This is a genomic window from Hamadaea sp. (genome assembly GCF_013362815.1).
In the GTDB taxonomy this organism is placed as follows: Bacteria; Actinomycetota; Actinomycetes; order Mycobacteriales; family Micromonosporaceae; genus Hamadaea.
Genome location: NZ_JABFVK010000039.1, coordinates 14,983 through 35,622, shown reverse-complemented (window position 1 = coordinate 35,622; position 20,640 = coordinate 14,983). Strand labels below are relative to the sequence as shown.

The window sequence follows — 20,640 nt, the reverse complement described above, 5'->3', positions numbered from 1 at the left end:
TCGACGATCGCGATGGGCGTCATTGCGCTTTCAGGATCCTCTACCGCCCGAGATCAGCTGGTCGCTCGGCCGTGTCGGCTCGTGGGGCCAAGAGGGCGGAAGCCAACAGCAGGAAGGCGACCGGGTACAAGACTCCCGAGGCCATCTCCAGGAGGTTCTGCGCGAAGGTCCAAGACGCCGGAACATGCTCGCCCAGCGCCGTCCAGTCGTCCACCATGTCATTCACGAAGCCGCGCAGGCTCCCGATCACAAGGGCGTTGAACAGCGCCAGCCCGGCGGCCCAACTCACGCGCCTGCTAGCGACCCGGCCGATCACCTCACGCTTGCCGTACGCGAGTCCGAGGATCAACCCCGATGTCGCAGCTGCGAAGAAGTTGCCGAACCACTCCACGCCTCACCCCGTCTGCCCGACGCGAAAGCTGTCTCGGCATCGGACAGTACTGGAGTAATCGATTGTGGTCTGTCCACCGAGAGGTCGGGCAGGGACCGCCGAGAGTTGAGGGACTCAGCGACGACCCGCTGAGTCCCCGAATCGCATTACGTCCCGTTGGTAAGGGCTCGGGCCGCGCGCCAAGATCACGTGCCCGTGGTCTGCGATTTCGGGCCAGAATCGATGATCAAGTACCCGTGGTCTGCGGAAATCAGCCTTCTGGCGCATACCACGGGCACATGTCAGCCGATGCGAGCCGGAAATCGCAGACCCGGGGAACATGATCATGACCAGGTCCTAGGCGGCGCTTTGCTGAAACCGGATCGGAGCATGCTTTGCCAACACGCTCTAGGCCCGGTTCCGGAGCGTCGCAACGCCGACGGCGGCGAGCCAGATGGCGGCGATGCCGTTGAACATCGCGACCGCGCCCCAGCCGTTGGCGGCGTAGAACTGCGAAGAGTTGAAGCCGAAGAACATCGACGGCACCGCGGCGAGATGGAGAGCGGCGATGCCGAAGGACGACCAGCCGACCCAGGGAGCGAGCGCCCGCGAGCGCAGCACTGCGTACCCGAAGGCGACGCCGAAGATCACCAGCATCAGGTGGCTGATGGTCCCGTAGAGTAGGTAGGTCGGCACGGTTCGGGTGGGGTCGATCAACTCGGCGGTCTTGATCGCCGTACCGCCCTCGATCCCTTTGGCCGTCATGTCGAGGATCGTCCAGGCCACGCCGGCGGTCCCGGCGACCGCGCCGAACCATTCGTATCTCGCGTCGGCTCGCGTGATCAGGAACCGGACGCCGGTCATGAAGATCAAGAACATGGCGAGGGCGAGGAAGTTGAACAGGGTGCGGGTGAGGATCAGGTCGTCCGACATGAGACTGCCGGTCTCGACGCTGCATGCCGGGGGATCACAGGCAGGCACCACGAAGTACAGCGGAAGCTCGGCCATCGCGAAAACGGCGCCGAGGACCGCGGCCAGCCCGATCCATCTGCGGGCCGCGCCCGGCAGGTGAATATGTGTAAGGGATGAAGTGTTCATGGCTTGCACAGTACCAATAACTGTGCAAGCCGTCTACAATTTCTTTGACACCCAGGAGAGGACGCGACGTGCCAGCAGATCTCGATGCCCTGCCACCTGGACTTGCCGCGGCTTGGGGAGTCGTCGACGTCGGTGGCCGTCGCGGTCCCAAGCCGGCGCACAGCGTCGACGAGATCGTCGCGGTCGCGCTGGAACTGGCCGACGAGGAAGGCATCGCCGCGGCATCGCTGCCGAAGGTCGCCGCCCGCATCGGGGTGACCGCCAACGCGCTCTACCGCTACGTCAGCTCCAAAGAAGAACTCGTCGTCCTCCTCGCCGACCGCGCCTGGGGCGACCCGCCCAAGCTGCCCGACACCGATTGGCGTGCGGCGGCGGAGCTGTGGGCGCATACGTTGTTCGACCATTTCCTGTCGCGTCCGTGGCTCCTGGACGTCCCGGCCACGGTTCCGTTGACACCACACAACGCCGCCTGGCTGGACGCACTGATCACCGTTCTGCGGCCGACCGGCCTGCCCGGGCCGGAGATGCTGAACTGTGCGTACCTGCTCGACAGCCACGCCCGGTATGGCGCCGGCCTGCGACGCAACATGCCGACACCGGCATCGCTACGCCGGACCAATCCCGACCATCAACGGGCCACGGATGCCGTACGCACCTTCCTGAACAGCCAGCTGCGTACGCGGAATCTGAACGCCGTCGCGGATGTCGTGCAGGATCCGATGTTCCTCGCCGACGAACCTTCGCTCGACGGCTTCGACTTCGGCCTCGCCCGGATCCTCGACGGCATCGAGGCGCACATCCGGAAACGGTCTGCTTAGCCGGGGTTCACGAGGTGGCGCAGAACTTCACAGTGGCGCGTACGCTCACAGCCCGGCCCGATGCCTCGACCACCCGGCGAGTGCATTCGCGTGGCCGCAACGGCTCGGGTGCGGCGATCGAGAGCCGCGTGCTGATGCCGCCCGACAGTCGCAGTCCCCGCTCCCGCAGGGCCACTTCGATCGTCATGGGCTCGTCGACGTCGGCACTGCCGACGGCGAGCATCTGCACCCCGGCCGACTTGAGCGGGACGTCGATGTCACGGGCACAGCCGTAGGCAGTAGTGCCGTCGAAGACCCGCGCGGATTGGTCCCCGACGATGACGTCGACGTGGCCGTCGAGCGAGTTGCAGGCGTACCACGGCTGTTCGATGGCGAGTTCTTCGACGGTCGCCGTGTACACGACGAGCGCATGTTCCGGTGCCGGATGCGTCCAGGTCGACACGGAACCGAGGGCTGCGGCGGCGATGGCGGTGATCGCGCTGATGAGATCCACGGCGGCAGGCTAGTTCGGCGCTTCGGCGCAGTTGACCTTCACGCGCCGCGTCGCTGCGCCGATGCCACACCGATGCCACATCTCTGCGACCCCACTAGGGCGGAACCCCGGTGCAGGATCCAGGTTACTTCCCGATGTCCGCCCGTCCGGTTTCGATCATGCTGGTTAGGTGGCATTGGATCTTGGTGGAGCAGTACGCCGGCGAGCAGTACGCGTCGGAAACGCGGCAAGGTACCTGCGCGCCTTCGCACTCGCCGGCATCGGCACCGTCCTGCTCATCCGCGTCTACCTGGGCATGACCGGCTATCCGAAGCTCGGCTCGGGCAACCTGCACATCGCGCACGTGCTGTGGGGCGGCCTGCTGATGGCCGTGGCGATCGGCGCCGCCACCATCTTCTATGGGCGTACGGCTCGATTCGCGGCTGCGGTGATCGGCGGGGTGGGCTTCGGCCTCTTCGTCGACGAGGTCGGCAAGTTCCTCACTCAGGACAACGACTACTTCTACCGACCGGCGGCCAGCATCATCTACCTGGTGTTCGCGGTTCTGCTCCTGCTGGACCGCCGATGGCGGCGCAAGGCCGTCCCGACCCGGGACCAGCTTCGTGCGGACGCGGTGGACATGGCGCTCGGCGGGATGGCCGTCGGGGTCACTGCGCACCAACGTGCGGACGCGATTCGGGCGATCGGCGTACCAGTTGATGATCTGGACCGTGCGGTAGTGCGCTTGCTGGAGGCGCTGCCCGCGGGCGAGGAGGCACCGCGCGGGCCGTGGCATCGAGTCGCGGACTGGGCCCGCGCGACGCGGGACCGGCTCGCGGAGCAGCGGTGGTCTCTGTACGCGGTGGCGGGTTGGATCGTGGCCCAGCCGCTGTTGTTCCTGGTGATCGGCGCGGTGATCGACGGCGGCAGACGCCGCGAGGGCGGCCCGGCGGTGGTGGCGGTCCTCGTGACGATCGCGATGACCGTGCTGGGGATCATGGGCAGCCTGCAGCTGCGCCGGGACCGCGCGGCGGCCTTGCGGTGGTTCGGCCTGGCGTTGAGCATCGACCTGGTCGTGGGTCAGGTCTTCAAGTTCACGCTCAACCAGTTCGGCGCGGTACCGGCGCTCGCGGCCGACCTCCTGCTGCTGTCGATCGTCCACGCCGCGCAGCTCGAAGCTCAGCGCGCCCGGAACTGAACCGTCAGCTCCAGGCCGCCGCCGGGATTGGGCAACCCGGTGAGCTCGGCGTCATGCGCGTTGGCGATCGCGGCCACTATGGACAGTCCTAATCCGACACCGTCGGCCGAGCCGGTCCGCGGCGTGTCCAGCCTGCGGAACGGCTCGAACATCTCCCCCAACCGGCTCTCGGGCACCTGCAGGCCGCTGTTGCGCACCGTCAGGCGCGCGGTCCGCGTGAGACGGACGTCCACGAAGCCGTCGGCCGTGTTGTAGCGGATCGCGTTGTCCAGCAGATTCGCGACAAGCCGATGCAGGAGAACCGGATCTCCGTCGATCGCGGCCGGCTGGAGGTCAGGCCGAACCCGGACATTGCCGGCCGGCGTCTCCGCGACCGTCTGACGCACCAGGTCCGCGAGATCCACTCGCTCCGTGCTCTCCAGCCCGTTCTCCCCCTGCGCGAGGACGAGCAAGCTGCCGACCAGACGCTCGCTCCGCCGATTTATTTCCAGCAGTTGTACGCGCACCTGGGCGAGCCGCGCTGGTGACGGATCGGCCAGGCCGACCTCGAGCGCGGTCCGCTGGATCGCCAGCGGCGTACGCAGTTCATGGGACGCGTTTGCGATGAACCTGCGTTGGCTGTCCACCGAACGTTCCAGCCGTTCCAGCATGCTGTCGAACGTGTCGGCGAGTTCGGTGAGCTCATCTCGCGGCCCGGCAAGCGCGATGCGTTCGTTGAGGTTCGACAGCGAAAGCCTGCGGGCGGTCTCGGTGATGCGATGCACCGGCCGCAGTACGCGACCAGCCAGCCACCATCCCACTACGACCGTCACAATCGTCAGGACGATGATCGTGACACCCGCGATATTCCATTGGTAGCCGAGCACCGTGTCGGGCAGATAGCCGATGTCGCCGCCGCCCGAAGGCACCGCCGAGCCCTGACCTCCCGTCGGTACGCCCGACGGGGCCCCAGCGCCGCCGGACAGGTCCAGCCGATAGTTCGTGAAGCGCTTCTCCAGCTTGAGTTTGAGCAGCAGATTGGTGACGACGAGGACGGCCACCGAGGTGAGCAGCGACAGGCCACTGTAGAGCGCGGTGAGCCGCACCCGCACGGTGCGGCGCTTCACAGGTGGTACCCGACGCCCGGGACGGTGTGGATGCAGGGCGGGTCGCCGAGCTTCGCTCGCAGCCGGGAGACGATCACCCGCACCACTGTGGTGAACGGATCGACGTTCTCGTCCCACGCCGACTCCAGCAGGGTCTCCGCGCTGACGATCGCGCCGTCGGCCCGCATGAGCACTTCGAGGACGGCGTACTCCTTGATCGAGAGCGGCACGGGCCGGCCGTCGCGGACGACCTGGCGCGTCGAGGGGTCCAGGACGATCCCCGCACGCTGCAACACGGGCGGGACAAGCGGCTGACTTCGCCGTCCCAGCGCCTGGACCCTTGCCACGAGCTCGCTGAAGTCGAACGGCTTGGGCAGATAGTCGTCTGCGCCGATGTTGAGACCGGCGACCCGTTCGGCCACCGAGGCGGCGGCGGTCAGCAACAGGATCCGCGTACGCGCACCGCTGCGCACGACTTCGCCGCACAACTCGTCGCCGTGCACTCCCGGCAGATCGCGGTCGAGAACGACGACGTCGTAGTCGTTGACGCCGATCCGCTGGGACGCCGCCCAGCCGTCGTACGCGACGTCCACCGCCATCGCCTGCTTGCGCAGCCCCTCCGCCACCAGATCGGCGAGCATCGGCTCGTCCTCGACCACCAGGATTCTCATACCGCCCTCTCTACCAAGGGCGATGCTTCGTCGGCGTTAACGATCACGTTCACACCGCTGTAACGGTCCGGCCGCGAGGGTGAGCGCCATGAAGAAGTCACTCCGTATCACGCTCGGTGTGGTGGCCACGACGGCCCTCGCCGCCGGTCTCGCGACGGTGATCCACGGTCCGGCGAGTTCGGCCGAGCCGGCCGCCCGGCCGAACGCCTGTCAGGCACCGACCGGCCCGATCGGGCAACCCGGAACATCGGGTCCGGCCGTGCCGACCACCGTCACCACCATCGGTCAGGCGTACAACTGCATCCTCGACAATTACTACCGCGGGCCGATACTGGACGACCGGAGCCTGCTCGTGCCCGCCTTCGCCGCGCTCACCCAGGAGCTCCAGCGCCGCGGCCTCGACACGGCCCAGGCCACGATGCCGGCGCTGACCGGCAAGCGGGACGCGGACTGGACCCGGTTCCGCCGCGCCTACGACAAGATCGTCGCGAAGCTGCCCGACGACATCGTCCGGCAGGCGGTCGCCGGAGCGACGCTCCAAGGCATGGTGTCCGCGCTCGACGACAACCACGCCAAGTGGACCCGCGGGCAGCAGCGCAACCTGCTCGGCCTGAAGTTCTCCGGACTGCGCCCCGACGGGCCCGACCCGGCCATCACCTCGCCGGTCTTCGTCACCTCGATCGCGCCGGGCAGCGCCGCCGCCGGCTCCGGGATCAAGCCCGGCGACGAGGTGATCTCCGTCAACGGCGTGCCATTGATCCTCAATGGAACCGTCACCTACGGCGTCGTCGCATGGCTCACCGCGCCGACGCCCGGACAGTCGCTGGAGTTCACGCTGCGGCGCCCGGCCACGGGCAAGACCTTCACCGCGACGGTGACGCCGGTCGACTACCCGCAGCAGGCTCCCAAGGTCGGTGTTCAGCTGCTCTCCGGCGACATCGCGAAGCTCACGATCCCCGGCTTCTATACCGGTGTGGCCGACGAGGCGCTCGCCGCCATCGCCGAACTGCGCAAGACGACGACGCTGCGCGGCCTCATCCTCGACCTGCGCGGCAACGGCGGCGGCGTCGGCGCGGAACTGGCCCGGCTGCTGGGAGCGTTCGTCCACGACAAGACCGTCAGCTACTGGTGCGACGTGCGCGATCACTGCACTGCCAACAAGGCCGACGTGACCGTGCCGCTGCTGAACCTTCCCCTGGCCGTGCTCACCGACCGCACCTGCGCCTCGGCCTGCGACTCGTTCGCCGGCACCGTCAAGGACCTCCACCTCGGCACCCTCATCGGTACGCGTACCGCCGGTCTCGTCTCCGGGCCGACGCTGCCGTACCTGCTGGACGACGGCAGCCAGCTCGCCCTGCCGAGCCAGCGCGAGGTGGGAGCCAACCACGAAATCATCGACACGATCGGCGTCGCACCGGATCACCTGGCCCCGATGACGTCAGCCGACCTCTCCGCCGGCCGGGACCCGGCCGTGGCGAAGGCGCTCTCGCTGCTGAAATAGCTGCCGCCGAATCGGTCACGCCTGCGCACTGGGCGTGACCGATTCGCCGCGTCACCGCCCGGTCGTCAGGCCCTTCTACCCTGGCGGCATGCTGCTGTCCTCCAGCGACCCGTACGCGAAATGGTCGATGATCGCCTCGTTGATCAGCGCCGCCGCCACCGTCGCAGGCGTCGTCTTGGCAGCCGTCGCGGGCTTGGTGGCGTACCGGTTGTTCGTGCTGGAATCGGCTCGGGATCGCCGGGATCGAGACGCCGCCCGACGAGAGCAAGCGGCGAAGATCTGGGTCTGGGAAGACGAGTCCGGCTTGGTCTCGATCATCAATCAGTCCACGCTGCCGGTCTTCGACGTACGCTTCGCCGTGGATGGCCGGAAACAGAATGTGTTCGCCCACTGGGTGCACCACCTCGGCCACGATGTCGGCGTACCGGTCCAGACCTCCAGGAAGGAAACCCGTCCGAGGCCCGTCCGGTGGAACCACCTGGAAGCCATGCTTCTGCCCGGAACCACGGTCACGTGCCAGCCGGCCGACGAAGGCGACTGCATGGTCACCTTCGCCGACAACGCCGGTATCCAATGGATGCGGCCGGCCGGGCGATCGGCGCTGTGGGAGCTCGGCCCGAAGCACCAGATCGACCAGGCGTCGGCCGAGCTCGCCGGAGGGAACCGGCTGCTGCCCATGCACCTGCTCCGTGAGCGGCGATCGCGTACGCGGCAGATTTTCCTCGAGCACAAACGGCTCTCCCACCAGTGAGCCCCTCGTTTGCGCGTACGCGGCGGCCAACTACCGCGCCAGCGGCGGCTCCTTCCGGCTGCTGCGGGCGTACGCTCGAAGTAGGGCCGGTGAGGCGTCTTGAGCACCGGCCCGCTGCGTAATCGGCCTACCGCCAAGCCGGCTGGCGTTGCTCGTAATGCTCGTAGGCAGTGGCAAGTCCTGCGCGAACCTCCGCTGTCCCTGCGCGGCGCTGAATCGGCCACGCTGACCTGGCGGCGCGTCTAGGCTGGTGGTAGGACGCCTGGGGGCGATCATGCGCGTAGTTCACCGGCACGACGCGGCCCGCGCCGATCATGGTGTGGCCCTGCCGGCGCGCGATCTGGTCATCGGATGGTCGCTGCTGATCGCGCTGGCCGCGCTGGCGTGGGTGCTGACGGTACGCCAAGCGCGCGGCATGGGCGTCGAGCCGGGCACGATGGGTTTGACGCTGCCGTTGTTCCTGGTGTTCTGGGTCGTGATGATGGCCGCGATGATGCTGCCGTCGGTCGCGCCGGTCGCGGTGACCTGGGCGCGGGCGATCGGGCGGCAATCGGCTGGGTGGACCCGAATGTGGCGCACCGGCCAGTTCGTCGCGGGCTACCTGCTGTCGTGGTCAGTGCTCGGCGTGGTCGCCTACGGCGGGCTGCTGCTGACCGGGAATCTGGTCACCCGTTATCCCGGGTCCGGGCGGTGGCTCGGCGCGGCCGCGTTCGTGCTGGCTGGGCTGTATGAACTGGGTCCGCTCAAGCGGGTGTGTCTACGGCACTGCCGCGACCCGATGACGCACCTGATGCAGTATGCGAACTTCCGGCCGTTCGCTCGCGATCTCCGCGTCGGGGCGCATCACGGCACGTATTGCGTCGGCTGCTGCTGGGCGCTGATGGTCGTGCTGATCCCACTCGGCGTCATGAACATCGCCGTCATGGCGGGACTGGCCGCGGTCATCTTCGTGGAGAAGCTGTGGCGCCTGGGGCCGGCGTTCTCCCGAGTGGTCGGCGTGGTACTGATCTGCCTGGGAGTGCTGGCGCTGGTCACCGGATGGCCGCTGCCGGGTCTGCACCCGACGATGACCCAGATGTGATCGCCCCACGCACTCACCGCACACGTCGAAGCGCGCCACCCTTTGTGGCGCGCTTCGGTGTAGTGGATTGTCACGCACGCCCCCGCACTGGTTCGCCTCCCTCACTCGCGTACGCGAACTGGGCTGCCTCGCCGTAGGCCGGTTCGAAGGTCAGCCCGAAGGCTTCCGAACGGCCGGTTGTGCGGCCGATCGTGTACTGCGGCGCGAAGGCGAACATGGCGTTCGACACCACGGTGGGCGATCCGTCCATGCCGAGCGCGGGCTCGAACTGGACCTCGCTGCGGCCGTCCACACTCAGGCTGGGTTTGTCACCGTCGTCCAGCCGGACCGTGGCCCGTTCCATGCCGCGATACGTTCCGATGAACTGAGCCAGCTCACCGAACGGCCCGCCTTCCTGTCCGGACAGGATGCGTTCCAGGGCCTGTGCCTGCTCGTCGCTCGCTGCCGTGTCCACGATCAGGCCGACCGTCCAGCCGCCCGATGTCAGATTGGCTGGGAAGAGGTTGTAGAAGGCGAAATCGGTCCCGGAGAGATCGACGTCGTCCATCCTTCCCTCGTCCACATGGAACACCGCGACGCCCCGGCATTCGCCGCCACCGCGGGCGTCCCTGGGCGGGGCGTCGACCGGGCAGCCGCAGACCACGGCGCACGAGCAACTGGCCACATAATTGCCGGAAATCGTATAGCTCATGTCCACCCCCGAAGGTGCTATGAACCCGGCTTCCTTTCAGGCTAAGACCGCCGCGTCACCGCTGTACATCGTCAAATCGCATGATTGCCGAGAATCCGGCAAAGACGACTAAACAGCGCGCTTGGGGCCGCTTGGCGCACCCCGAGCCGGGCTATGCAGCGGGTGCGCGCGTACCTCCCGGACGAACGCCGACAGCCCGACGGCGAGCGCCTGGCGCTCATCGGAGGTCATGGCGTCGACCCAGCGCACGTAGCTGTCGTGGAAGGTGGCAGCCAGGCGGGCATGCAGCGCTCGGCCGGCCTCGGTGATCTGCAGCCGATAGTTCCTGCCGTTGGCCGGGTCCCGTCGCCGTTCGACCAGGCCTTGCCGCTCCAGCTCGGTGACCAACCGGCTGACCGAACTCTTCTCCAGGTTGAGCCGGTCGGCGAGTTCTTGCTGGGACAAGGGTTCCCCCGAGTCCAGTTGATGCAGCGCGAAGGCCTGCGACATGGGCACCTGACGGCCCGGCAGATAGCCCCCGGGCTGAAGCAGCCCGGTCACGAGCATGAGATCCATGAACAGCTCGTGCAGGTGGTGCGGGTCCATCTCGGGCTTCATCGGCATCCCCACGTGAATGGTTGCGTCATACAACTGTCGAGTGTACCGTCGAGGTGACAGTTGTATCTTGCAACTTTAGGAGCTTCGATGTTCGGTCACGGCAACTCCCCGGACGGCGCATTCACCGGGCACGGCACCGGCTTCTACGACGTCATGGCCCGCTTCGTACTACGACGCGTCTATCGCCGGCTCGCTCGCGACATCGCCGCCGAGGCGCCACAGGGCGTCACGATCCTCGACGTCGGCACCGGTCCCGGCGTACTGCTCGTCGAGCTCGCACGCCAGCGCCCGGATCTGAAGCTGAAAGGCGTGGACCTGTCCGCCGACATGATCGCCGCTGCCCGGCGCAACCTGGCTCCGTTCGCCGATCGCGCCGAGGCGATCACGGGCGATGTGACAGACCTTCCCTTGCCGGATGCGAGCGTCGACGTGATCGTTTCCTCGTTCAGCCTGCATCACTGGGCCGATCCGGAGGCAGCGGTGCCCGAGCTGGCCCGGGTGTTGCGACCCGGCGGCCGGGTCATCGTCTACGACTTCACGCGCGGACCGTTCGACAAGCTCATCGACACCGCGCGAGCCCAGTCCGTGCTGCACGCGCAGTCGCCGCAGCGAGGTCCAATCCGGACTGGCATTCCGTTCGGCCATCAGGGCGTCAAGCTCGTGCTGTCCGCTTAGGAATCGCGTCGTGACGCGGCCGCGTCCAGGCCGCGTCACGCGATGCTGACCGGCTCCGCGGATGAGTTTGCGGCCGCCGGGCTTGCATCCGGTACCCGGGTACAGGTTTACCGTGGGACCATGACCGATCAAAGCCCCGCTGACCTGGGGTGGGTGCCGGAGGCCTGCACACTGCCGACCGCCGAGAAGCCGCTACGCCTGGCCGAGTTCGACGCGCTGTTCGCAGTATCCGTCCGCGCCGCGGAACGCCTCGGCCCACAACACCTGCGCCTCACCCTCGCGGGCGAGCTCGGCCTGGTCGATAGCGTCCGCGATCTAACCGACCGCGAGACGCAATGCTGTTCGTTCTTCGCCTTCACCGTCGATACGATGCAGCCAGGACTTGTACGCCTGGACGTCGAAGTCCCAGCCGGGCAGGCGGAGGTCCTCGACGCTATCCAAGACCGGGCCGCTCAAATGCGGAGCGAGTCATGACCACCGGCCTCCGTAGTGGCGAACTCGCCGAGGCCGCCGGAGTCAATCCGCAGACGTTGCGGTATTACGAACGTCGAGGCCTGCTAGCCGAACCGCGACGCAGTACCGGCGGGCATCGCCTGTATCCCCGCGAAGCGCTGACCAACCTGCGCGTGATCAAGACCGCGCAGCGTCTCGGGTTCACCCTCGACGAAGTGGCTGAGTTGGTGGACCTCGGTACGCATCGGCACAGCCGCCGACGCGACACGAGCCTGCAACGCCGAGCCGCAACGAAGCTGTCGGAGATCGAGGCGAAGATCGCCGACTTGCAAGTCATCGCCACGAGCTTGCGCGCCGCGCTCGACGCCGGCTGTGACGACCTGGCCGCTTGCGCGACGACCGACTGTTGTCCGCTTCCGTTCGCCGACCTCGCCTCAGGAGACCATTGACGAGTCCGGCTCGCCCTGCGCCATGACATTGCGGCATTGGGTCGCGAAGCGGTTGTGCTCTCGACGGGCAGGAGTAAACGGGGCGGCGGGATGAGCCCGGCCGCCCCGTCGTTGGACTAGAGCAATTGCAGCCGGTACGCACCCCGGCCGTGAGTGGCCGCGAGCAGTTGCCGGTTCTTCGGATCGATGGTGATGCCGCTGACCTCGACGTTGGGCAGTCCCAGCCCGGCGACGAACCAGGTGCCCGGCAGCAGGACGCTCTGCCGCAGCACGCCGAAGTCGGTCGAGACGAACAGGTCGCGCGTCTGCGGGTCGTACGCGACGTCGTTGACGGGCAGGTTGCCCAGGCCGAACAGCGCCGGGTTCCCGTCGAGCGAGGTCCATGTGGCCGTGCCGGCGGCCGGGTCGTAGGTGACGGAGAAGACGTGACCCGGTGTGGTCGGCGTGGTTTGGTCGTAGCCGGAGTAGGAGATCCAGGCGTGCAGCGGGTTGGCCGGGTCGACGGCGATGCCGGTGACGAACCGGTTGGGGTCGTTGCCCGCGAGGGTGTCGATACGAGTGAAGGCCACGTCGGCCGGGTTCGCGGCATCGGCGTTGCGGGAGACGAACACCCGGCCGGTGCCGGTGGCCGCCCACAGCGTGTTCCGGTCGCCGGTGGCGCGTTCGGTCGCGGCGACGGTTCCGCCGGCCCGGTCGCCCCACGCCGCGTTGATGAGCTGACCGGAGGCGTCGGCCGCGCCGAGCGGCTGCCAGTCACCGCAGGTCACTGTGTAGTCGCCGGTGAACTCGTTGCAGTGGCTCTGGAACTCGGCCTGCGACATCGAACCCATGCCGAAGGTCGTCGTGCGCCACACGTGCCCGGTGCCGACGAACATCGTGCCGCTGACCACCGGATCGGTGATGATCGGCACGTAGAACGCCTGCGGCTCGGTGCCGTAGATCGGGTCGCCGATCCAAGCCCAGTCGGCTGGATTGCCGCTGTTGAAATTGATGTCCGGGCTCGCGTTGTAATAGGTGTGCACCCGGAACGCCGGATTGCTCGCGTCGAAGCCGGACTGGCCGCCGTCGCCGAAGATCGTCTGCGGCCACACCACCGACGATCCGGTGGTCTCGAACGTACCGTTGTCCTGCGTACCGCCCTGGATGTTCTTGCCGTCCGCCGGGTTCACGGTCAGGCTCTGGAACTGCAGCGTGGTCAAACCGGTGTTGAGACTGGTCCAGCTCGTGGGCACGGCCGCGAGCAACCACTTGCACTGCTTGAGGGCCGCGCCGCTCAAGCCTCGCGAGTCACACCGGGCCGATGTGTCGCTCAAAGTTCCATCGGTACGCATGACGCCGCCGTCTGAGCCCTCCCACACTTGCAGGGGGTTGGCCGGGTTGGCGATGAGCGTGTGCTGGTCGGGATGCAATCCGTTGGGAGCGGTCGGGCTCGTGGCGTCCTCGGTGAGATCCGACCAGGTGGCCCCGGCGTCTTGGGAGAGCACGACGGCGCGGGCGTTGGAGATCTGGTGGTCTTCGCCGTAGACGTAGGACCCTCCGACGTAGACGATGTCGGGGTGTCCGGGCGGGCTGACGACGAAGTTGTCGTACCAGCATTGTCCGGTGCAGTAGTCGGTGGTGGCGTACCCGCGATCGGCGGGGTCGGTGCTCGTCAGCGAGGTGAACGCCGGCGTGCCGGTGCGTACGCTGTCGCTGCGCCACACCTGCGCCTTCGGGGTTCCGGCGCTGCCTTCGCCGAGGTACATGCGCGTGTCGCCGTTGGGCAGGGCGGTCACGGCGAACATCGGCCGGCTGGTGGTGTTGGCTCCGGCGACCAGGGGCGTCTTGATCTGCGTCCACGTAGCGCCGGCGTCACTGGACCGCCAGACGCCCCGACTGAAAGATCCGGCGTAGAGCGTGTTGTGATCCGTCGGGTCGATTGCGAAGCTGCGTACGCCTCGCGGCGAGCACGGCCCCGCACCGGATGCTTCGACGGCGTCACCGGTGCAGCCCGAGACGTCGGCCGCTCCGTTGTGGATGAAGGTGAACGTCGCGCCGCCGTCGGTCGACTTGTAAAGTCCCCACTTCGGTGCGCCGGGGATGATCGACACTGCACCGCCGGTCACCGAGGACACGCCACGGACCGATCGAGTGGTCGAGACGTAGATCGTGGATGCATTGGTCGGGTCGACGGAGACGTTGGCAACTGCGCGCCCGACGAACAGCGCGTTGCCGCCGAGGGCGGTCCAGTGGGCGCCGCGGTCGGTGGACTTCCACACGCCCTGACCGGCACCGGAGTCGCCGGACGCGTTGGCCTCGCCGGTTCCGACGTACAGCGTCTTGCGGGCGGCGTCGTAGTACAGCGAACCTACGGTGTTGGTGGGTAGCGAGTCGGAGACCTGAACCCAGCCGGCGTTGCCGGACAGGGCTTTGTCCGTACGCCAAACTCCACCACCGGCCGCGCCGAGCCACAGCGTGCACCGCAGCTGGGTGCAGTCGGGGTCGAGGGCGAGTGCGGTGACCCGGCCGGAGGTGACGTATTCGCTGCTGTGCCGGTTGAGGAAGGCAGGATAGACGGCCTTGGACGGGCCTAGCGAGGTCCACACACCGGGGATCTTCGGACCCTTCGCGGTACCGCGACCGAAGAGTCGCCCGAAGGCCTGGCGGGCCGAGGCGCTCTTGGTCAGGCTGACGTCCGTGTCCGGGTACGCCAACGCCTGGAAGTGTTCCTCAGCGGCACTGGTCGGCCCTTCCATGCCTTCGATCTTGTTCTCGGGGATGGTGTCGGCCAGATGCTTGGCCAGCGCCGGCGGTATGCCTTCGCCGGCGAGTTCCGCGGCGAGTTCGGCGCGTTCTTCGGCTTCGTGCGCCTCGATCAGTCGCCAGGTGAGGCCGCCACCGGCGAGGGCGACGGCCAGGACCGCGGCCGTGACGATGTACCACCGGCGTCTGCGGCCGGCGGGCAGGAGCGACATGGGGTTCCTCCCGATGATGCCGTTAAGGGGTGCCCGTCGGCAGCGACGACGGGTGGCGACATCGACACCGACAGCGGTAAATAGGGACACTTCCAGATCTCGCGGCATCGAGCAATGGCACTACTGTCGAGGGAAGGTGCCATAACGTTCCCGTAGAACGAGATGATCGTTGACAGATCGGAGGCCGAGATGATCGCTCACCGTGTCGCGTTGTCGGCCGTCGCCGCCCTACTGGCCGTGGCCGCTTGCTCAGCCGCGAAGCCGTCTTCGCAGCCGACACAGAGTTCGGCGCCAGCCGTCACGAGTTCACCGGTGGCCAGCCCTTCGACCAGCCCCGATACGGCTGAATCACCCGCGAGCGGATGCCGGTCCCGTTCAGTGGCGGTGTCGAGAGCATCGAAGCCGACACCTGTCTGCCTGCATCCCGGGCAGGTGCTGCATCTCGCCGCCCCGCCGTCGGTACAAGCCTGGTCGATCGCCGAAAGCTCCAGCCCCAGCGTCTTGTCGTGCACCGGGACGAACCAGCTCGACGGCTCGATGGCCGCCGACTGCACGGCCCACGCGGCTGGCACCGCGAAAGTCACCATGCACACCGCCCCGCATGCGGGCGACCCACAGGGCCCGCCGCAGTACCAGTGGAGCTTGACCGTCACGGTCGAGTGAAATCGGTGAATGACAATATTGTCATCAGGAGGCGGCGCTCGGCGTGAAATCGGAGCGCAGTGCCGTCCTGGCCGCCCCATGAACGCGGTCGGGATTACATCGTGCCATGCACATCAATTGAGTTGATGCTCATCTTTGTCTGAGGATGACGCCGACACGGGCACGACCCGTCCGCTCTCGTGAAGGGCACTGTCATGGCGTCAACCCCCAGGCGCATCCTGTCGGCGGTCGCCGGCATGGTGCTGGCTGCCGCCGGTCTGGCCGCTACCGCGGCCTCCGCTCAGGCGGCACCCGCGCCGCACAGCACGATCCGTTACGAGGACCACCACGATCACTCGATCCCGCTGGCACAGATGGCCGCGCAGCCGCTGCGTGACGAGCAGGCCGAGAACGAGCCGATCCACACGATGCCCAACCGCGGGCACGGCGTACACGCCGATCCGGTCGTGCAGACTGCGATCGGTCCGGCCGCTCCCACCGTCGGCACCGGTTTCGACGGTCTCGGGCAAGGGTTCTCCGGACCGCAGGGCAGCTTCTCCGTGACCGGCATCCCGCCGGACACCAACGCCGCCGTCGGCTCGACGCAGATCGTCGAGATCGTCAACACCGGCTTCGCCGTGTTCTCCAAGACCGGCACCGTGCAGTACGGACCGGCCGCCACCAACACCCTGTTCTCCGGGTTCGGCGGCGCTTGTCAGTCCACCAACGACGGTGACGGCGTCGTACGCTGGGATGCGCTGGCGAACCGCTGGGTGATCACCCAGTTCGCGAACGTGCAGACCTCCGGCCCGTTCTACGAGTGCGTCGCTGTGTCGCAGACCGCCGACGCCACCGGAGCGTGGAACCGCTATTCGTTCCAGTACGCCTCCTTCCCCGACTACCCGAAGTTGTCGGTCTGGCCGGACGCGTACTACATCACCTACAACCTGTTCAACGCCGCCGGAACCGCGTTCCTCGGCGCGGAAGACTGCGCGATGAACCGGTCGGCGATGCTGGCCGGGACGACCGCGACCCAGCAGTGCTTCACAACCTCCACCAGCTACGGCGGACTGCTCGGCGCGGACTTCGAGGGCGGCACCGCTCCCCCGTCGGGCGAGCCGAACACCGTCGTCGCGCTCGGCACCACGTCGACCTCCCTGGTCTTCTGGAAGTTCCACGTCGACTGGTCGAACACCGCCAACACCACGTTCACCGGTCCGACCAGCCTGACGGTCGCCTCCTACACCGCAGCCTGCGGCTCGTCGGGCACATGCATTGCGCAGTCCGGCACGAGCCAGCAGTTGGACTCCTTGTCGGACCGGCTGATGTTCAGCCTGTCCTACCGCAACTTCGGCGACCACGAGGCGGTCGTCGTCAACCACGCCGTGGTCGCCGGGTCCTCGGTCGGCGTGCGGTGGTACGAGTTGCGCGGTCTTTCCGGCACGCCGTCGGTCTACCAGCAGGGCACATTCGCCCCGGACAGCACCTATCGGTGGATGGGTTCGATCGCGCTCGACAAGGTCGGCAACATCGGCTTGGGCTACTCCGCGTCCTCGTCATCGCTCAACCCCGGAATCCGGGTCACCGGCCGGCTCGCCGGCGACGCGCTGGGGACGATGACACAGGGCGAGACCACGCTCAAGGCGGGCACCGGCTCGCAGACCTCCTACTCTCGCTGGGGCGACTACTCGTCCATGGGCGTCGATCCCGCTGACGGCTGCACCTTCTGGTACGCGCAGGAGTACCTGGCCGCGACGGGCAACTTCAACTGGAAGACCCACCTGCACTCGTTCACGCTCCCCGGTTGCAGTACGCCGGTCGGCAACGACTTCTCGGTCGGCGTCTCGCCCACCTCGGGCAGCGCCGCACCGGGCGGATCCACGACGGCGACCGTGAGCACGGCAGTCGTCTCGGGCTCGGCCGAAACTGTCACGCTGTCCGCCAGCGGCGCCCCGGCCGGGGTGACCGTGTCGTTCAGCCCCAGTTCGGTGACCGCGGGCGGTTCGGCGACCGCGACGTTCACCGTGTCGTCGTCCGCAGCGGCGGGCACCTATCCGATCACGATCACCGGCACCTCAGCGTCGGCCTCACATTCGGTCACCTACAGCCTGACGGTGACCGGACCGGCGGGCTGCTCCGGGACGAACCCGAACGACGTGACGATCCCGGACAACACCACGGTGAACAGCCCCATCACCATCTCCGGCTGCGCCGGCAACGCGTCGGCGGGTTCGACGGTGGAGGTGCACATCGTGCACACCTACATCGGCGACCTCGTGGTCTCCCTCGTCGCGCCGGACGGATCGGTCTACACCCTGCAGAACCGCACCGGTGGCAGCGCCGACAACATCGACACCACGTACACCGTCAACCTGTCCAGCGAGGTGGCCAACGGCACCTGGAACCTGCGCGTACAAGACGCCGCCAGCGCCGACACCGGCTACATCAACTCCTGGACGCTCAACCTCGCCGCTGCTCCGCCGGTGACCTGCACCGGCTCCAACGGCACCGACGTCACCATCCCCGACAACACCACCGTCAACAGCCCCATCACCATTTCGGGCTGCTCGGGCAACGCGTCTTCGACCTCGACGGTGGAGGTGCACATCGTGCACACCTACATCGGCGACCTCGTCGTCTCCCTCGTCGCGCCGGACGGATCGGTCTACACCCTGCAGAACCGCACCGGTGGCAGCGCCGACAACATCGACACCACCTACACAGTCAATCTGTCTAGCGAAGTCCGCAACGGCACCTGGAACCTGCGCGTACAAGACGCCGCCAGCGCCGACACCGGCTACATCAACAGCTGGACCCTCACCTTGTAGGTCACAGCTGTAGTGGCAAGGGTCGTCCACTCGCCTTTGCGGGTGGGCGACCCTCACCATGCCACGACATCGATGGCCCGACCCGGCTGCGGACAACGAGCCGAGCAGAGGCTTCCGGCTGCCGTCCACAGTGGTTACCGTTCGGTACGGTCGCGGGCGGCGCAGGCCGTGATGCGTACCGGCTTGAGCGAGCCGGCGACTTGTGACTGTCGCGGCTCGCTCCTCTCCTGCCGACAGCCTGGCCGGGCGCAGGCGAGAGGGTACCCCTCCCCCGACGTGCTTCCCAGCGTAGGCGGGCCACGGTTCGCGGCTCTCGGGATGACAGAACCGTCACGTCACCCACCCAACCGATCCCGACTCCGAGAGGACATTCATACGCCTGATTGGATGTCCCTTGCCGTGACAAATTGATGACCATCTGCCTACTGATGTCTGCCGGGTCAGGTCCGCTTACATGACCGGTACTTACGGTGCGATCTCGGTCGCGCCGCGTGCACCCCCGGACAGGGCCGAACCCCCGGCCCGGAAAGCAGTGACAGTGGACAAGATCCGCATCAGGTGGCTGGCGGCCGTCGCGATCGCGCTGGCTCTGAGCACCGGCGGCGTCGTGTACGCCGCCCATGACAAGGACTCCCGCGAGGCTACCGAAGCCGAGTACGAGGCCGACCACCCCGAGAAGGCGAACCCAGCGGGCGAAGAGGCCGAAGAGGAAGGCGAAGAGGACGCCGTCGCCGACCCCGACGCCAAGGGCTCGGGACCGGTGGCGTTCACCGTCGCCGGGCACTCCGCGTACATCGACACTCGCAAGCTACCCGCCGCTCCGCCGACGCGCCGCCCGCCGCGGCAGGAGACCGAACTGCGCGAGACCGGCCCGCAGGGCACCGGACCGGCCGCACCGGTGCAGACCGCAGTGACTGCGTTGGCCGCGCCGAGCCCGACGGTCAACGTCGCCGGACTCGATTTCCAGAACTGGGGCGCGGGCTGGCCGCCGGACACGAACGGTGTCGTCGGCCCGAACCACTTCGTGCAGACGGTGAACACGTCGATCGGCATCTTCGCCAAGTCGACCGGCGCGCGGGTGGCGGCGTTCACGTTCGACGACTTCTTCGCCAACAGCGGCACCAGTGAGTGCGACGCCGACAACGGCGGCGACCCGACCGTCGCGTACGACGGGCCGTCGGGCAAGTGGGTGATCGCCGACTTCGCCTGGATCAACTCCACCAAGGGCCCGTTCTACGAATGCGTTGCGGTGTCCTCCGGTTCCGATCCGGTCGCGTCGACGTGGACCTTCTACTCCGTGCCCGCCGGTGACGGCCAGTTCCCGGACTATCCGAAATTCGGCTCCGGCCCGGACGCGGTCTACTTCACCACGAACAACTTCCGGCACAACAGCTATGTCGGTTCGGGCGTGTACGCGTTGCGTCGCAGCACGCTCGGCTCGGCATCGCTGCAAGTCCTGCACGTGACGACCGGCTCGTCGTTCTTCAGCCTGCTGCCGGCCAACAGCACCACCGCCGGGACCGGGCCGGAGGTCATCGCCTCGATCTGGAGCGGCAGGATCAGCGTCTGGAACATGACGCCGAACTGGACGACCCCGGCGTCGACGACGTTCGTCAACACCGCCAACCTGGCCGTGTCCTACAGCAGCGTGGGACGCATACCGACCCCCGGCGAGCAGGTCGACAGCCTCAGCCCGCGAGTGATGAACAAGGCGCAGCTGCAGGGCACATCGCTGTGGTTGTCGCACACGGTCGTCGCTGGTTCGACCGCAGGCGTGCGCTGGTACGAGGTGTCCAACGCGGCCACCAGCCCCGCCATCCGCCAGCAGGGCACGTACGCCCCGGCCGACGGCCTGTACCGGTGGATGCCGTCGCTGGCGGTCGACAAGCAGGGCAACATGGCGGTCGGATACAACACCGCGAACTCGTCGAACAACCCCGCCATCCGATACGCCGGACGCCTGGCCACCGACCCGCTCGGCACCCTCGGCCAGACCGAGACCACGCTGATCGCCGGCACCGGCGCACCCTCGACCGGCAACTACAACCGGTGGGGCGACTATGCCGAGATGAGCGTCGACCCGGTCGACGGCTGCACGTTCTGGTTCACCACCGAGTACTACGCAGCCACCGGCAGCAACTGGCAGACCCGCATCGGATCGTTCAAGTACCCCGGCTGCGCGTGACGCTTCGGGTGCCGGGGCGAACCCTAGGGCTTATCCCGGCACCCACCCCTGATGACAATTCGGTCATCCCGTCGGTACGGCAGCGATGACGGTTCTACCGTGAGACGCACGCTGGCGTAGG

The 20,640-nt window shown here is 67.5% G+C and carries 19 protein-coding genes; 10 read left to right on the top strand and 9 right to left on the bottom strand.

Going from position 1 to position 20,640, the window contains the following annotated elements:
• Window positions 1-40 precede the first annotated feature (40 nt).
• Entirely contained in the window at window positions 41-391 is a 351-nt protein-coding gene (locus HOV77_RS19545; protein WP_290863871.1) for a hypothetical protein, read from the bottom strand.
• 387 nt (window positions 392-778) lie between these two features.
• Complete coding sequence (locus HOV77_RS19540; protein ID WP_290863870.1) at window positions 779-1,468, bottom strand: hypothetical protein; 690 nt, start codon at window positions 1,466-1,468, stop codon at window positions 779-781.
• Between the two features lie 68 nt (window positions 1,469-1,536).
• Here HOV77_RS19540 and HOV77_RS19535 point away from each other — a divergent pair, with 68 nt between their 5' ends.
• Window positions 1,537-2,286 (top strand): TetR/AcrR family transcriptional regulator, encoded by a 750-nt coding sequence (locus HOV77_RS19535; protein WP_290863869.1) that lies wholly within the window; start codon window positions 1,537-1,539, stop codon window positions 2,284-2,286.
• Between the two features lie 7 nt (window positions 2,287-2,293).
• Here HOV77_RS19535 and HOV77_RS19530 read toward each other — a convergent pair whose 3' ends face one another.
• Window positions 2,294-2,779, bottom strand: coding sequence for a hypothetical protein (locus HOV77_RS19530; protein WP_290863868.1), 486 nt, complete (start codon window positions 2,777-2,779; stop codon window positions 2,294-2,296).
• A 169-nt stretch (window positions 2,780-2,948) separates the two neighbouring features.
• Here HOV77_RS19530 and HOV77_RS19525 point away from each other — a divergent pair, with 169 nt between their 5' ends.
• Window positions 2,949-3,956 (top strand): hypothetical protein, encoded by a 1,008-nt coding sequence (locus HOV77_RS19525; RefSeq protein ID WP_290863867.1) that lies wholly within the window; start codon window positions 2,949-2,951, stop codon window positions 3,954-3,956.
• Here HOV77_RS19525 and HOV77_RS19520 read toward each other — a convergent pair.
• Both HOV77_RS19520 and HOV77_RS19515 read right to left on the bottom strand, forming a co-directional pair.
• A complete protein-coding gene (locus tag HOV77_RS19520; protein ID WP_290863866.1) occupies window positions 3,938-5,062 on the bottom strand; it encodes an ATP-binding protein in 1,125 nt (374 codons plus the stop codon). The genes HOV77_RS19525 and HOV77_RS19520 overlap by 19 nt on opposite strands.
• Window positions 5,059-5,712, bottom strand: coding sequence for a response regulator transcription factor (locus tag HOV77_RS19515; RefSeq protein WP_290863865.1), 654 nt, complete (start codon window positions 5,710-5,712; stop codon window positions 5,059-5,061). The genes HOV77_RS19520 and HOV77_RS19515 overlap by 4 nt, the downstream gene beginning before the upstream one ends.
• Window positions 5,713-5,800: 88 nt before the next feature.
• Between HOV77_RS19515 and HOV77_RS19510 the strand changes: the two genes are divergently transcribed.
• From HOV77_RS19510 to HOV77_RS19500, 3 genes are all read left to right on the top strand, one after another.
• A complete protein-coding gene (locus HOV77_RS19510; protein WP_290863864.1) occupies window positions 5,801-7,213 on the top strand; it encodes a S41 family peptidase in 1,413 nt (470 codons plus the stop codon).
• 88 nt (window positions 7,214-7,301) lie between these two features.
• Window positions 7,302-7,964, top strand: coding sequence for a hypothetical protein (locus tag HOV77_RS19505; RefSeq protein WP_290863863.1), 663 nt, complete (start codon window positions 7,302-7,304; stop codon window positions 7,962-7,964).
• Between the two features lie 274 nt (window positions 7,965-8,238).
• Window positions 8,239-9,045: a DUF2182 domain-containing protein gene (locus tag HOV77_RS19500; protein ID WP_290863862.1), complete on the top strand. Its 807-nt coding sequence runs from the start codon at window positions 8,239-8,241 to the stop codon at window positions 9,043-9,045.
• A 70-nt stretch (window positions 9,046-9,115) separates the two neighbouring features.
• On the opposite strand, the gene HOV77_RS19495 is transcribed toward HOV77_RS19500, so the two are convergent.
• Window positions 9,116-9,736 (bottom strand): DUF1326 domain-containing protein, encoded by a 621-nt coding sequence (locus tag HOV77_RS19495; RefSeq protein WP_290863861.1) that lies wholly within the window; start codon window positions 9,734-9,736, stop codon window positions 9,116-9,118.
• A gap of 108 nt (window positions 9,737-9,844) precedes the next feature.
• Window positions 9,845-10,366, bottom strand: coding sequence for a MarR family transcriptional regulator (locus tag HOV77_RS19490; protein ID WP_290863860.1), 522 nt, complete (start codon window positions 10,364-10,366; stop codon window positions 9,845-9,847).
• Window positions 10,367-10,420: 54 nt separating this feature from the next.
• On the opposite strand from HOV77_RS19490, the gene HOV77_RS19485 reads away from it, so the two are divergent.
• The 3 genes from HOV77_RS19485 to HOV77_RS19475 all read left to right on the top strand — a co-directional run bounded on the left by HOV77_RS19485 (window position 10,421) and on the right by HOV77_RS19475 (window position 11,910).
• Window positions 10,421-11,008: a class I SAM-dependent methyltransferase gene (locus HOV77_RS19485; RefSeq protein WP_290863859.1), complete on the top strand. Its 588-nt coding sequence runs from the start codon at window positions 10,421-10,423 to the stop codon at window positions 11,006-11,008.
• A gap of 120 nt (window positions 11,009-11,128) precedes the next feature.
• Window positions 11,129-11,482, top strand: coding sequence for a hypothetical protein (locus HOV77_RS19480; protein WP_290863858.1), 354 nt, complete (start codon window positions 11,129-11,131; stop codon window positions 11,480-11,482).
• On the top strand, window positions 11,479-11,910 hold the full coding sequence (locus tag HOV77_RS19475; RefSeq protein WP_290863857.1) for a MerR family transcriptional regulator: 432 nt from the start codon (window positions 11,479-11,481) through the stop codon (window positions 11,908-11,910). The genes HOV77_RS19480 and HOV77_RS19475 overlap by 4 nt, the downstream gene beginning before the upstream one ends.
• Before the next feature lie 116 nt (window positions 11,911-12,026).
• Here the strand turns inward: HOV77_RS19475 and HOV77_RS19470 are convergent, their stop codons facing one another.
• Both HOV77_RS19470 and HOV77_RS19465 read right to left on the bottom strand, forming a co-directional pair.
• Window positions 12,027-14,864: an exo-alpha-sialidase gene (locus HOV77_RS19470; protein WP_290863856.1), complete on the bottom strand. Its 2,838-nt coding sequence runs from the start codon at window positions 14,862-14,864 to the stop codon at window positions 12,027-12,029.
• Window positions 14,865-15,061: 197 nt separating this feature from the next.
• Window positions 15,062-15,451, bottom strand: a complete 390-nt coding sequence (locus HOV77_RS19465) for a hypothetical protein (RefSeq protein ID WP_290863855.1) — start codon at window positions 15,449-15,451, stop codon at window positions 15,062-15,064.
• Window positions 15,452-15,721: 270 nt separating this feature from the next.
• Between HOV77_RS19465 and HOV77_RS19460 the strand changes: the two genes are divergently transcribed.
• Window positions 15,722-18,334 carry a proprotein convertase P-domain-containing protein gene (locus HOV77_RS19460; protein WP_290863854.1) on the top strand — a complete coding sequence of 871 codons (2,613 nt, stop codon included), beginning with the start codon at window positions 15,722-15,724 and terminating at the stop codon, window positions 18,332-18,334.
• Between the two features lie 538 nt (window positions 18,335-18,872).
• Entirely contained in the window at window positions 18,873-20,519 is a 1,647-nt protein-coding gene (locus HOV77_RS19455) for a hypothetical protein (protein WP_290863853.1), read from the top strand.
• Window positions 20,520-20,640 lie beyond the last annotated feature (121 nt).

What these genes read in the sequence shown, in the direction of transcription:
- HOV77_RS19505 (WP_290863863.1), top strand. Translation starts at nt 7,302, where the DNA reads ATGCTGCTGTCCTCCAGCGACCCGTACGCGAAATGGTCGATGATCGCC.
- HOV77_RS19510 (WP_290863864.1), top strand. Translation starts at nt 5,801, where the DNA reads ATGAAGAAGTCACTCCGTATCACGCTCGGTGTGGTGGCCACGACGGCC.
- HOV77_RS19515 (WP_290863865.1), bottom strand. Translation starts at nt 5,712, where the DNA reads ATGAGAATCCTGGTGGTCGAGGACGAGCCGATGCTCGCCGATCTGGTG.
- HOV77_RS19485 (WP_290863859.1), top strand. Translation starts at nt 10,421, where the DNA reads ATGTTCGGTCACGGCAACTCCCCGGACGGCGCATTCACCGGGCACGGC.
- HOV77_RS19475 (WP_290863857.1), top strand. Translation starts at nt 11,479, where the DNA reads ATGACCACCGGCCTCCGTAGTGGCGAACTCGCCGAGGCCGCCGGAGTC.
- HOV77_RS19465 (WP_290863855.1), bottom strand. Translation starts at nt 15,451, where the DNA reads ATGGTGACTTTCGCGGTGCCAGCCGCGTGGGCCGTGCAGTCGGCGGCC.
- HOV77_RS19495 (WP_290863861.1), bottom strand. Translation starts at nt 9,736, where the DNA reads ATGAGCTATACGATTTCCGGCAATTATGTGGCCAGTTGCTCGTGCGCC.
- HOV77_RS19460 (WP_290863854.1), top strand. Translation starts at nt 15,722, where the DNA reads ATGGCGTCAACCCCCAGGCGCATCCTGTCGGCGGTCGCCGGCATGGTG.
- HOV77_RS19540 (WP_290863870.1), bottom strand. Translation starts at nt 1,468, where the DNA reads ATGAACACTTCATCCCTTACACATATTCACCTGCCGGGCGCGGCCCGC.
- HOV77_RS19480 (WP_290863858.1), top strand. Translation starts at nt 11,129, where the DNA reads ATGACCGATCAAAGCCCCGCTGACCTGGGGTGGGTGCCGGAGGCCTGC.
- HOV77_RS19500 (WP_290863862.1), top strand. Translation starts at nt 8,239, where the DNA reads ATGCGCGTAGTTCACCGGCACGACGCGGCCCGCGCCGATCATGGTGTG.
- HOV77_RS19470 (WP_290863856.1), bottom strand. Translation starts at nt 14,864, where the DNA reads ATGTCGCTCCTGCCCGCCGGCCGCAGACGCCGGTGGTACATCGTCACG.